Annotated in this window: 8 protein-coding genes; 6 read left to right on the forward strand and 2 right to left on the reverse strand. The window is 72.7% G+C overall.

The window, feature by feature from the left end; translation table 11 throughout:
• Window positions 1–6: 6 nt before the first annotated feature.
• Window positions 7–1,524 (reverse strand): PucR family transcriptional regulator, encoded by a 1,518-nt coding sequence (locus tag ACWGKJ_RS16355; protein ID WP_385023800.1) that lies wholly within the window; start codon window positions 1,522–1,524, stop codon window positions 7–9.
• 182 nt (window positions 1,525–1,706) lie between these two features.
• Here ACWGKJ_RS16355 and ACWGKJ_RS16360 point away from each other — a divergent pair, with 182 nt between their 5' ends.
• The 3 genes from ACWGKJ_RS16360 (at window position 1,707) to ACWGKJ_RS16370 (ending at window position 5,952) form a co-directional block, all read left to right on the forward strand.
• On the forward strand, window positions 1,707–3,239 hold the full coding sequence (locus ACWGKJ_RS16360; protein ID WP_385023802.1) for a sodium:solute symporter: 1,533 nt from the start codon (window positions 1,707–1,709) through the stop codon (window positions 3,237–3,239).
• Window positions 3,240–3,310: 71 nt separating this feature from the next.
• Window positions 3,311–4,279, forward strand: a complete 969-nt coding sequence (speB, locus tag ACWGKJ_RS16365; protein ID WP_385023804.1) for an agmatinase — start codon at window positions 3,311–3,313, stop codon at window positions 4,277–4,279.
• Window positions 4,276–5,952, forward strand: coding sequence for a thiamine pyrophosphate-binding protein (locus ACWGKJ_RS16370; protein ID WP_385023806.1), 1,677 nt, complete (start codon window positions 4,276–4,278; stop codon window positions 5,950–5,952). Before speB ends, ACWGKJ_RS16370 begins: the two co-directional genes overlap by 4 nt.
• 20 nt (window positions 5,953–5,972) lie before the next feature.
• Here ACWGKJ_RS16370 and ACWGKJ_RS16375 read toward each other — a convergent pair whose 3' ends face one another.
• Window positions 5,973–6,314, reverse strand: a complete 342-nt coding sequence (locus tag ACWGKJ_RS16375; RefSeq protein WP_385023808.1) for a helix-turn-helix domain-containing protein — start codon at window positions 6,312–6,314, stop codon at window positions 5,973–5,975.
• Window positions 6,315–6,625: 311 nt separating this feature from the next.
• Here ACWGKJ_RS16375 and ACWGKJ_RS16380 point away from each other — a divergent pair, with 311 nt between their 5' ends.
• The 3 genes from ACWGKJ_RS16380 (at window position 6,626) to ACWGKJ_RS16390 (ending at window position 12,555) form a co-directional block, all read left to right on the forward strand.
• Entirely contained in the window at window positions 6,626–10,444 is a 3,819-nt protein-coding gene (locus ACWGKJ_RS16380; RefSeq protein ID WP_385023834.1) for an ABC transporter ATP-binding protein, read from the forward strand.
• 313 nt (window positions 10,445–10,757) lie between these two features.
• Window positions 10,758–11,945 (forward strand): hypothetical protein, encoded by a 1,188-nt coding sequence (locus tag ACWGKJ_RS16385; RefSeq protein ID WP_385023809.1) that lies wholly within the window; start codon window positions 10,758–10,760, stop codon window positions 11,943–11,945.
• A 121-nt stretch (window positions 11,946–12,066) separates the two neighbouring features.
• Window positions 12,067–12,555, forward strand: a complete 489-nt coding sequence (locus ACWGKJ_RS16390; RefSeq protein ID WP_385023811.1) for a hypothetical protein — start codon at window positions 12,067–12,069, stop codon at window positions 12,553–12,555.
• The last annotated feature ends 87 nt before the right edge of the window (window positions 12,556–12,642 follow it).

Here is a 12,642-nt window from a genome sequence, read left to right on the forward strand (position 1 = left end):
GTACCCTCACCCCCGCCGCAGCGCGAACCACAGCTCCGTCCGTACGTCCATGTCGTCCAGGTCCGAGCCGAGCAGGGCGGCGCAGCGGCCGATGCGCTGGCGGACCGTGTTGCGGTGGATGGAGAGCGCCACCGCCGTACGGTCCCAACTGCCGTGCAGGGAGAGCCAGGTGCGCAGTGTGCCGAGCAGCGCGGCGGGCGGCGGGTCGCCCAGCGGCGCGAGGAGGGCGCGGGCGTGGGCCGCCGCCTCGGCCGGGTCGATGAGGGCGGCCAGGCCCGTGGCGTCGTGCCGGGACAGCGGGGTGCGGGTTGCCTCCGCGTGGCGCAGGGCCCGTTCGGCCTGGGCGTCGGCCGCCGGGAGGTCCCGCAGCGCGGCCGGGGCGCTCACCCCGAGGGTCCAGCCGGGGTGGCGGGCGATCTCGCGGTCGGCGGGCAGCAGGATCCGTACGGTGTCGGACGACGTGTCCACCAGCGGGCTGCCCAGGGCGGGCGGGGCCCCCGCGCCGTGGGCGTGCACCACCCTCCAGGGGCCGTCGCCCAGCAGCGGCGCCAGACCGGCGGGCGCGGCGCCGAGCAGCAGCCGTACCAGGGCGGATGAGCGTGCCGCCTCGTCGGCGCCCTGCCGGGGGGCGGTGAGCAGCGAGAGCAGGACGACGGCGACTCCGGCGATGGTGTGGTCACCCGGTTCGCGTGACGGGGTGGCCACGCCGAGCACCAGGCCCTCGCCGCCTGCCACGGCATACGCGGCGAGATGCGTGGAGCCGACGGTGTCGGTGGCGGACGCGGGGGCGGGGCGGGAGGCGCCGGGACCCTTCCCCGGTGTGTCCCGGCCGGCGGTGGGTCCCGCTCCTGGTGTGTCCCGGCCGGCGGTGGGTCCCGCTCCCGGTGTGCCCCGGCGTACGACCCGGGCCAGCGCCGTCAGTGCGCCGTCCACCTCCCGGTCCGGCGTGCGCCCCGCCGACTGGAGCGCCGTGCCGTCCGGGGCGAGCAGTGCGGCACGGCCGCCCAGCCGGGTGGCCAGCTGGCGCAGCACCGCGGGCACCGGGTCCGGGCGGGCCGCCGCCGCTGCCAGACCCTGCTGGGCCTGGGTCACCCGGCGCAGCTCATGGTGGCGTGCCTCCGCCATCAGGCCCCACACCGCGCGGGCCACCGCCGTGAAGGGCGTCCTGGTCGGGACCTCAAGCAGCGGCAGACCATGGCGGTCGCACGCGTCGGCCAGTGCCTGCGGCACCGTGTCGTAGACCGGCGCCAGGCCGAAGCCGAGTGCGGCGCCGCCTGCCGCGACGACGCGTGCCGCGTACCGGTCGGGGTCGTCGGCGAGCTGCACCCCGGCGGTCAGCAGCAGCTCACCGCCGAGCAGATACGGATAGGGGTCGGCCATCTCACTGGTGTGCACCCAGCGCACCGCGGTCCCGCTGCCCTCCCCGGCCGGCGGGCCCGCGACCTGGCGCAGCCCGAGGTCGCGGCGGGCCAGCAGGTCCGCCAGCTGGACGGGCGAGGTCGGTGGAGCGGCCGGATCCGGCATGGATGATCCATCCATCGGCGCAACAGGTCAGTGGAGGGAACGTACACTTCAACGTCTCTTTCCGGCCACCTAGGGTCAACGTGCGAAAGCAGTCGGGCGCAGTGGCGCAGATGGCAGAGGCGCGACGGCCGCCCCCGCGAGAGAGGGCGCGACGGCCGCCCCCGCGAGATGAGGGAGGGCGCATGGCAGTCGACTACGCGGTGATCGTGGCCTATCTGGCGGGCATGCTCGCCATGGGCTGGTGGGGCATGCGCCGCGCCAGGTCCAAGTCCGAGTTCCTGGTGGCGGGCCGCCGGCTCGGCCCCGCCATGTACTCCGGCACCATGGCCGCCATCGTGCTCGGTGGTGCCTCCACCATCGGCGGGGTGGGCCTCGGGTACCAGTACGGGCTCTCCGGCGCCTGGATGGTCGTCACCATCGGCCTGGGGCTCCTCGCGCTGAGCGTCTTCTTCGCCGGGCGCATCGCCCGGCTGAGGGTCTACACCGTCTCCGAGATGCTCGACCTGCGCTACGGCGGCCGGGCCGGGGTCATCTCCGGCGTCGTCATGTGGGCGTACACGCTGATGCTCGCCGTCACATCGACCATCGCCTACGCCACGATCTTCGACGTCCTCTTCGACATGAACCGGACGGTGGCGATCGTCATCGGCGGTGCGATCGTCGTCGCGTACTCGACGCTCGGCGGGATGTGGTCGATCACCCTCACCGACATGGTGCAGTTCGTCGTCAAGACGATCGGTGTGCTGCTTCTGCTGCTGCCGATCGCGATCGTCAAGGCCGGCGGCTTCTCCGCGATGAGGGCCGAGCTGCCCACCTCGTACTTCGATCCGCTGGGCATCGGCGGCGAGACGATCTTCACCTATGTCCTGATCTACACCTTCGGCATGCTCATCGGGCAGGACATCTGGCAGCGGGTCTTCACCGCCCGCGGCGACCGGGTCGCCCGGCTCGGCGGGACCGTCGCCGGTACGTACTGCCTGGTGTACGCGGTCGCCGGGGCCGTCATCGGGACGGCGGCCAAGGTCCTGTACCCGAAGCTGCCGAGCGCCGACTCCGCTTTCGCCACCATCGTGAAGGACGAACTGCCCATCGGCGTCAGAGGACTGGTGCTCGCCGCCGCGCTGGCCGCGGTGATGTCCACCTCGTCCGGGGCGCTGATCGCCTGTGCCACCGTCGCCAACAACGACATCTGGTCGCGGCTGCGCGGCCTGCGCGGCGGCGGCAGCGCCCGCGACGACGACCACGACGAGGTGCGCGGCAACCGGGCCTTCATCCTCGCCATGGGCATCGTGGTCATCTGTATCGCCATCGCGCTGAACAACGTCGTCGAGGCGCTCACGGTCGCCTACAACCTGCTGGTCGGCGGGTTGCTGGTGCCGATCCTGGGCGGTCTGCTGTGGAAGCGCGGCACGGTGCAGGGGGCGCTGGCGTCCGTCGCCGCGGGCGGGATCACCGTGCTCGGTCTGATGGTGGCGTACGGCGCACTCGCCAACGAGCCGATCTACTACGGGCTGCTCTGCTCCCTGGTCGTGTACGCCGTCGTCTCGCTGGCCACGAAGCCGACGGACGCGGCGGTGCTCGCGGCCTGGCGGGAGCGGCTGGCGGGGCGGGGCGGGACGGGTACGGAAGCGACAGGTGCCGAAGCTGCGGGTGCGGAAGCTGCGGGCGGGCCCGGCTCCGGATCCGGCTCGGACTCCGTACCCGCCCACCGTTAAAGTTCCCACCGGCCCACAAAGCATCGAACTCGCGCCAAAAGCGCAGAAATAAAGAGAAGAAGGGCACACCCATGAGCAGCACCGAACAGCCGCGCGGCCCCGTCGATTCGTCCCGCGTCCCCCGGTACGCAGGCCCCGCGACCTTCGCCCGGCTGCCCAGGCTCGACGAGGTCGGCACCGCCGATGTGGCGGTCGTCGGTGTGCCCTTCGACTCCGGTGTCTCCTACCGGCCGGGCGCCCGCTTCGGCGGCAACGCCATCCGTGAGGCGTCCCGGCTGCTGCGCCCGTACAACCCGGCGCAGGACGCGTCGCCCTTCGCCCTCGCGCAGGTCGCCGACGCGGGTGACATCGCGGCCAACCCGTTCCACATCAACGAGGCCGTCGACACCATCGAGGCCGCAGCCGACGACCTGCTCGCCACCGGCGCCCGCATGATGACGCTCGGCGGCGACCACACCATCGCGCTGCCGCTGCTGCGCTCGGTCGCCAAGCGGCACGGCCCGGTCGCGCTGCTCCACTTCGACGCCCACCTCGACACCTGGGACACCTACTTCGGCGCCGAGTACACCCACGGCACGCCCTTCCGCCGGGCCGTCGAGGAGGGCATCCTCGACACGTCCGCGCTCTCCCACGTCGGCACGCGCGGCCCGCTCTACGGCAAGAAGGACCTGGACGACGACGCGAAGATGGGCTTCGGCATCGTCACGTCGGCCGACGTCATGCGGCGCGGCGTGGACGAGATCACCGACCAGCTGCGCGCCCGCATCGGCGACCGGCCGCTGTACATCTCCATCGACATCGACGTACTCGACCCGGCGCACGCCCCCGGCACCGGCACCCCGGAGGCCGGCGGACTGACCTCCCGCGAACTGCTCGAAATCGTCCGCGGGCTCTCCTCCTGCCACCTGGTCTCCGCCGACCTGGTCGAGGTCGCCCCGGCGTACGACCACGCCGAGATCACCTCCGTCGCCGCCTCCCACACGGCGTACGAACTCACCACGATCATGGCGCGCCAGATTGCCGAGGCCAGGGCGAAGTGACGCACGACCACCACCACGACACCCCGAGGCTCACCGCCGAACAGACCGCCGCCGCACTGAACCCTCCGGCCGGGCGCAACGGCGGCGACCTCGTCGTGGAAACGCTCCAGGGCCTCGGCGCAACCACCGTCTTCGGGCTGCCGGGCCAGCACGCGCTCGGCATGTTCGACGCGCTGCGCCGCTCCGCGCTCTCGTACGTGGGGCTGCGCGTCGAGAACAACGCGGGCTTCGCCGCCGACGCGTACGGCCGGATCACCGGCGAGGCCGCCCCGCTGCTGCTCTCCACCGGCCCCGGCGCGCTGACCTCGCTCGCCGCCCTCCAGGAGGCGGCCGCGGCCAGCGCGCCCGTGCTCGCGATCTCCAGCCAGGTCCCGACGGCCGGGCTCGGCGGCGGCCGGCACGGATATCTGCATGAACTCCGCGACCAGCAGGCGTCGTTCCGCGACATCGTGAAGTCGGTGCACACCGTGCGTACGGCGTCCCAGATCCCCTCCGCCGTCGCGGCGGCCTGGGAGTCCGCGCTGACCGCGCCGCACGGCCCGGTCTGGGTGGAGATCCCGCAGGACGTCCTGCTCGCGGAGACCATCCTGCCGCCGGTCACCGCGCCGGACGCGACCCCGCGCGAGCTGGAACCGCGACCCGAACTGACCGCGGTGGCGGCGCATCTGCTCTCGCACGCCGAACGCCCGGTGATCATCGCGGGCGGCGGTGTCGTACGGTCCGACGCGGCCGGCAAACTGCGCGCGCTCGCCGAACGGCTCGACGCTCCGGTCGTCTGCACGGTCGGCGGGAAGGGCGCCTTCCCCTGGGAACACCCGCTCTCGCTCCAGTCCTGGATGGAGGACCGGCACACCACGGACTTCCTGGAGGCGGCGGACGTCCTGCTGGTCGTCGGCTCAGGACTCGGTGAACTCTCCTCGAACTACCACACGTTCAAGCCGCGCGGCCGGGTCATCCAGATCGAGGCGGACCTCGGCAAGCTGGAGTCCAACCACCCGGCGCTCGGCATCCACGCGGACGCCAGGGCCGCGCTGTCCGCCCTCATCGAAACGGTGGAGGAGCGCACCGACCCGGGTGCGGCCGACTCCGTACGCACGGTCCTCGCGAAGGTCGCGGAGCGGATCGCGGGCCAGGACCTGGACCTCGAACAGCAGATCCTGGCCTCGGTCAGGGCCGCGCTGCCCGCCACGTCCCCCAGCTTCTGGGACATGACGATCCTCGCCTACTGGGCCTGGTCCGCCTGGCCCGGAGCCCTGCACTGCGCCCAGGGCGCGGGCGGCCTCGGCTACGGCTTCCCGGCCGCGCTGGGAGCCGCGGTCGCCGACCCGACCACACCGGTCCTCGCGGTGTCGGGCGACGGCGGCGCGATGTACTCGCTCGCGGAACTGGCTACCGCCAAGCAGTACGGCCTGCCGGTGACCTGGCTGATCGTGGACGACGGCGGCTACGGCATCCTGCGCGAGTACATGGAGGACGCCTTCGGCGAGGCCACCGCCACCGAACTCACCCGCCCGGACTTCGTGGCCCTGGCGGAGTCCTTCGGGGTCCCGGCGGTCCGTACGTCCCCGGAGAGGCTGACGGAGGACCTGGCCAAGTCTTTGGCATCGCCGGGCCCCTCGGTGGTCGTGCTGCCCGCGGTACTGAAGATGTTCGCGCCGACGCATCTGGGGTGAGGCGCGGGGCGGTGCACGGTTCAGGCGGCCGTCGTACGCGCCCTGAACGCCACGTTGGACACGTCGTCGACCAGCTCCAGCTGGAGCGACGCGTCCAGGGCCCGTGCGAGGCGGGCGAGGAGCGGGAGCGTGGGCACCGTACCGCCCAGCTCCAGCTTGGAGATCTGCGGCTGGGTCATCTCGGCCCGCCGGGCCAGCTCGGTCTGCGAGATGCCGAGCTCGGCCCGGCGGTCGTAGACGGCCTGGCCGAGGTCGAAGGCGAGCCTGAGCTCCTGGCGTCGCTTGATCTTTTCCGGGCTTTCGGTGATGCCCTCTGCGACCTTTCGATCACGAGAGAGCTTCCATTGCGCATGACCGACCATGGGGCCGAACGTACATATGCCTCCGCGCGGGGCGAGAGGGGTTCTTACCCGGGATCACCCGGCCGGGTGACGGACGCAACGATTTTTCGTGCGGCGGTCCGGTCTCCGGCGGGCCGTCCGACCTCCGGCGACCGGCTTCTCTCCGCATGTGCCGGACCTAGGTCCGCGGACCGGCCCCCCTACGCCCTTCGGACGGCCTTGGGCCCCCGATTGTTGCGGCGGGATGAAATCGCCTGGTCGCCGCGTTGGGTCCTTCCGGTGGTATGAGACAACGGGAGGCACCAGTGGCGGACGCCGCGCAACAGGAGAGTATGCAGCAGGGCGGTGCGCGGCAGGGCTGGGCGCGGCGGCTCGTCGGGTATGCCTGGCGGTACCGGCGCGATGTGCTGCTCGCCCTCGGGTCGTCCCTCGCCGGGATGGCCGTCATGGCGCTCGTACCGCTGGTCACCAAGGTGATCATCGACGACGTCATCGGCGACGGCACCCGCTCCCTCGCCGTCTGGACGGGGCTGCTGATCGGCGCCGCCGTCGTCGTCTACGTCCTCACCTACATCAGGCGTTACTACGGCGGCCGCCTCGCGCTCGACGTCCAGCACGACCTCCGTACCGAGATGTACGGGACGATCATGAGGCTGGACGGGCGGCGGCAGGACGAGCTGTCCACCGGGCAGGTCATCGGCCGCGCCACCAGCGACCTCCAGCTCATCCAGGGGCTGCTCTTCATGCTGCCGATGACCCTCGGCAATGTGCTGCTCTTCCTGATCTCGCTGGCCATTATGGCCTGGCTCTCCCCGCTCCTCACGCTGATCGCGGTGGCCGTGGCGCCCGCCCTGTGGATCATCGCCAAGCGCAGCAGGACCCGGCTCTTCCCCGCCACCTGGTACGCCCAGGGGCAGGCGGCCGCCGTCGCGGGCGTCGTCGACGGGGCCGTCACCGGGGTCCGCGTGGTGAAGGGGTTCGGCCAGGAGGACCAGGAGACCGGCAAGCTCCGCGCGGTCAGCCGCAGGCTCTTCGCCGGGCGGCTGCGCACCATCAGGCTGAACTCCCGCTACACGCCCGCCCTCCAGGCCGTCCCCGCCCTCGGACAGGTGGCGATGCTGGCACTCGGCGGCTGGCTGGCCACCCGGGGCGAGATCACCCTCGGCACGTTCGTCGCCTTCTCCTCCTATCTGGCCCAGCTCGTCGGCCCGGTCCGGATGCTCGCCATGGTGCTCACCGTCGGGCAGCAGGCCCGCGCCGGTGTCGAACGCGTCCTGGAGCTGATCGACACCGAACCCTCCATCCCGGACGGTACGAAGACGCTCCCGGCGGACGCCGCTGCCACCGTCGAGTTCGACGATGTCTCCTTCGGATACAGCGAGGACCGGCCGGTGCTCGACGGCTTCTCGCTGACCATCGCGCCCGGCGAGACCGTCGCCGTCGTCGGCTCGTCCGGCAGCGGCAAGTCCACCGTCTCGCTGCTCCTGCCGCGCTTCTACGACGTCTCGCACGGCGCGGTCCTCATCGGCGGCCACGACGTACGCGAACTGACCCTGGAATCGCTGCGGGCCGCCATCGGCCTGGTGCCCGAGGACAGCTTCCTCTTCTCCGACACCGTCCGCGCCAACATCGCGTACGGCGTCCCCGACGCCACCGACGAGCAGATCCGCACCGCGGCGCGCGCCGCCCAGGCCGACCGCTTCATCACCGAACTGCCCGCCGGTTATGACACCACGGTCGGCGAGCACGGCCTCACCCTCTCCGGCGGCCAGCGCCAGCGCATCGCGCTCGCCCGCGCCATCCTCGCCGACCCCCGGCTCCTCCTCCTGGACGACGCCACATCCGCCGTGGACGCCCATGTCGAGCACGAGATCCACGAGGCGCTGCGCGGCGTGATGGCGGGCCGCACCACCCTGCTCATCGCGCACCGCCGCTCCACCCTCAACCTCGCCGACCGCATCGCGGTCATCGAGGGCGGCCGGCTCGCGGACATCGGTACCCACGCGGAGCTGGCGGAGCGCTCGCCGCTCTACCGGCGGCTGCTGACCGACCCGGACGAACTGGGCGGTGTCTCACCCGGCCACACCGGGCCCCCGGCGGACGAGCCGGAGGACATGTCCGTACGTGCGGAGCTGGACGCCGAGTTCGACGTCGAGCGGGGCATTACCCCGCAGCTCTGGGTCCGCAGCGAAGCCCCCGGCACCGGCACCGGCACCGGAACCGGCACGGGACCCGACGGTGCCGACCGGGCGACCGCGCCCGGCGGGATGCCCGCGACACCCGAACTCCTCGCCCAGGTGGCCGCGTTGCCGCCCGCCACCGACACCCCGGACGTGGACGAGGCGCACGCCGTCGCCGCCGAGACCTCGTACGGGCTGCGCCGTCTGCTGCGCGGCTTCGGACCCGTGCTGCTCGTCAGCCTCTTCCTGGTCGCCGTCGACGCGGGCATGGGGCTGCTGCTGCCCGTCCTGATCCGGCACGGCATCGACCAGGGCGTCACCCGGCTCGCCACCGGCGCGGTGTGGACGGCGGCCGGGCTCGGCCTGGTCACCGTGGCCGTCCAGTGGCTGGCGCAGACCGGCGAGACCCGGATGACCGGACGCACCGGCGAGCGGGTCCTCTACACCCTGCGCCTGAAGATCTTCGCGCAGCTCCAGCGGCTCGGCCTCGACTACTACGAGCGTGAGCTGTCCGGCCGGATCATGACCCGGATGACCACGGACGTCGACGCGCTCTCCACCTTCCTGCAGACCGGTCTGGTCACCGCCTTCGTCTCGGTCGTCACCTTCTTCGGCATCCTCGTGGTGCTGTTCGTGATCGATGTGCAGCTGGCGCTGGTCGTCTTCGCGACGCTCCCGTTCCTGGCCGTCGCCACCTATGTCTTCCGCAGGAAGAGCGTCCGGGCGTATGAGCTGGCGCGTGAGCGGGTTTCCGCCGTCAACGCCGATCTCCAGGAGTCCGTCTCCGGGCTGCGGATCGTGCAGGCGTTCCGCCGCGAGTCCACCGGAGCGGTCCGCTTCTCCGGGCGCAGCGACCACTACCGGCAGGCGCGGGTCCGCGGGCAGTGGCTGATCTCGGTCTACTTCCCGTTCGTCCAGCTGCTGTCGTCGGTGGCCGCGGCGGCCGTGCTGATCGTCGGCTCGCACCGGATCGAGGCCGGGACCCTCACCACGGGCGCGCTGGTCGCGTACCTCCTCTACATCGACCTGTTCTTCGCCCCCGTACAGCAGCTCTCGCAGGTCTTCGACGGTTACCAGCAGGCCACCGTCTCGCTCCGGCGCATCCAGGAGCTGCTCGTCGAGCCCACGTCCACCGAGGCGAGCGCGGTGCCGGTGGAGGTCGGGGCGCTGCGCGGGGACATCGCCTTCGAGGGTGTCTCGTTCGCGTACGGCCCTGCCGAGGTGGCCGATCCGGCCGCCGGAGCCCTCGGGCCCGGCGGCCCTGCCGAGGCCGAGACGGCGCTGAGCGGTATCGATCTGCGGATTCCGGCCGGGCAGACGGTCGCCTTCGTCGGGGAGACCGGCGCGGGCAAGTCCACGCTGGTCAAGCTGGTCGCACGGTTCTACGACCCCACGGCGGGCCGGGTCACGGCGGACGGCACCGATCTGCGGGACATGGACATGACGTCGTACCGGCACCGGCTCGGGGTCGTCCCGCAGGAGGCGTACCTCTTCGCGGGTACCGTCCGCGACGCCATCGCCTACGGGCGGGTGGACGCGACCGACTCCGAGGTCGAGGCGGCTGCGCGGGCGGTCGGCGCGCACGACATGATCGCGACCCTGGACGGCGGCTACCTCCACGAGGTCGCCGAGCGCGGCCGGAACCTCTCGGCGGGCCAGCGCCAGCTGATCGCACTGGCCCGCGCCGAGCTGGTCGACCCGGACATCCTGCTGCTCGACGAGGCGACGGCCGCACTCGACCTGGCGTCGGAGGCCCTGGTCAACCAGGCCACGGACCGGATCGCCGGCCGGCGGACCACGCTGGTGGTCGCCCACCGGCTGACCACGGCGGCACGGGCGGACCGGGTCGTCGTGATGGACCACGGCCGGGTGGTCGAGGACGGTACCCACGAGGAGCTGCTGGCCCTGGACGGAAGCTACGCACGGCTGTGGCGGACCTTCGTGGGGGAGCCGGCGGAGGTGGTGGCGTAGGGCGCGCGGCCCGGCCGCGAGCCCGGGGCCCGGGTGCGGCACAGGGCGTGCGTACGGAACCCGCGCTCCCGCCTCCCGGCAGGGCGTGCGTACCGGCCCGCGCCCCCGCCCTCAGCAGGGCGCGCGCCCGCGTGCGAACCCGCCGAACCGGGCCCCGGCAGGGACCTCATGAGTGCGCTGTGAGCGCGGGATGAGAGCGTTGGCGGGGCCGCACGTCCGCCGCCGGGACAACTTTTCCTCCCGTTCGGCCCTCTTACGGACCGGGATGTGCAGCCCCGACAGCGCACACACCGGAAGCGGGAGCTGAGATACGGTGCCGACGATCAGTCAGCGGATGCACTTGGTGCTGCTCACCGTCTGGACGGTGCTGTGGTTCGCCGTGGTGGAGCCGCACGGCGGCTTCTCCTGGCACTATCTGCACACCGGCGGCGAGCTGATCTACCAGGGCGGTGGCGGCACCGGAGGCCTCAACCTCTACGCCCACCACCCCGAGCTCCAGATGGGCCCGATCAGCTTCCTCGCCGCCGGGCTGTTCAACCCGTTCCCCGAGGCCACCGGACAGTTCCTCGCCGCCGCGCTGATGTCCCTGCTCGGCCTGGTCATCGTCGTACTGGCCGGGCGCAGCGCCGCCCACCACCTGCTGGGCACCGGCACCAACCACCAGCGGCTGCGCCAGCGGGTGCTGATCGCCGGGCTCGCCTTCATCCCGATGTGGATCGAGGTGGCGGTCCGCTTCGGGCACCTGGACGACGTACTGGCGCTGTTCTTCACCGCGCTCGCGGTCCGGGCCGTCACCCGGGGCAATCCGGCGGCCACCGGCGCCTGCCTCGCCCTGGCGATGGACTCCAAGCCCACCGCGCTGGCCTTCCTCCCGCTGCTGCTGGCCCTTCCCCGGCGGCACTGGCTGCGGGCCGCCCTCTGGTGCGCGGGTCTGGTGGCGGTCGCCTGGCTGCCGTTCTTCGTGGGCGACCCGCAGTCGTTCGCCGCCGCCAAGTTCGCCATCCCCAACCATCCGGCCTCCGCCCTGCGCTGGCTCGGCGTCGGTGACCCGGAGACGCCCGGCTGGGACCGCCCCGCGCAGGCCGCGCTGGGCCTGGTCCTCGGCACGGTGGCGGTCTGGCGGGGCCGCTGGCCCGCTGTGGTGCTCCTCGGGGCCAATGCCCGGATCGTGCTCGACCCGAGCGTCTACACGTACTACACGGCGTCGGTGCTGCTCGGCACCCTGCTGTGGGACGTCATCGGGCAGCGCCGGCTGGTGCCCTGGTGGAGCTGGCTGGCGCTGCTGACGCTGTACGGCAGTGTCTTCGTCGTCCCGGACGACGCGGTGCGCGGGCTGCTGCGGCTGGGCTTCGTGGCGGTGTCCACGGCCTATGTGCTGCTCTGGCCGGTCCGTGAGCGCGGTGGCCGGGGCGGGGTCCGCGGCCGCCGCCGGCCCCGGGCCCGTGCGGCGTCGGCCCCGGCTGACCCCGCCCTGTCCCAGCCGAACCCCCTGGGGCTGTGAGGGCGGCCCCCGGGCGGGGGCCGCACCGAACCTGTCACCATCTGTCCGGTTCTGCGGCGCAACCGGCCGACTGCCCCATGCGTCCGTACACACATACGTCCGCACAGCCAAAGGGGAAGAAGTGTTCGAGTCGTGGCGAAAGCCGGAGCGCGGGGCGGAGCCCGCGCCGGCGCGTCCACCGGCGCGCGGATCCGTCCGCACCCCGGCCACCGGTCGCTGGGCCGTCCGCACCCCGGCCGCCCGCCGCCGGGCCGCAGGTCTGACGGCGGCGGCCGCGGTGGCGCTGGCCCTGGTGGTGCCGGGCGCACACGCGGCGAGTGCCGCGTCCGGGTGCCCCGGACATCAGGTCAGAGCCGTGGGCTTCGCCACCGGTCAGCTCCGGGTCTACCGGACGGGCCCGTACGTCTGCGCCGTCACCCTCGCCAAGCACCCCGGCGCAAGGAGGCAGATGTCCGTCGAGCTCCAGGTGCGCGGGGGCCGGCCGGTCTCCGACAGCGGGCGTTTCACCCGACTGGCGGGGCCGGTGCGGGTCCGTGCCGTGCACCGCTGTGTCCGTGCGGTGGGCGCGGTCTCCGGCAAGAAGGGGGCGTCCGGCTGGTTCCTGTGCTGAGCGGCCGCTCTCCCCGGATGGTCAACTGGGTCTGGCGTGCTTGGTGTTACCCCGGCTAGGTTCGCGGCTACTCGTTGTGATCCCCAG

It is taken from the genome of Streptomyces sp. NPDC054757 (assembly GCF_053612185.1).

Coding starts and splice junctions, on each gene's coding strand:
- ACWGKJ_RS16355 (WP_385023800.1), bottom strand. CDS start 1,524: ATGCCGGATCCGGCCGCTCCACCGACCTCGCCCGTCCAGCTGGCGGAC.
- ACWGKJ_RS16360 (WP_385023802.1), top strand. CDS start 1,707: ATGGCAGTCGACTACGCGGTGATCGTGGCCTATCTGGCGGGCATGCTC.
- speB (WP_385023804.1), top strand. CDS start 3,311: ATGAGCAGCACCGAACAGCCGCGCGGCCCCGTCGATTCGTCCCGCGTC.
- ACWGKJ_RS16375 (WP_385023808.1), bottom strand. CDS start 6,314: ATGGTCGGTCATGCGCAATGGAAGCTCTCTCGTGATCGAAAGGTCGCA.
- ACWGKJ_RS16380 (WP_385023834.1), top strand. CDS start 6,626: ATGCAGCAGGGCGGTGCGCGGCAGGGCTGGGCGCGGCGGCTCGTCGGG.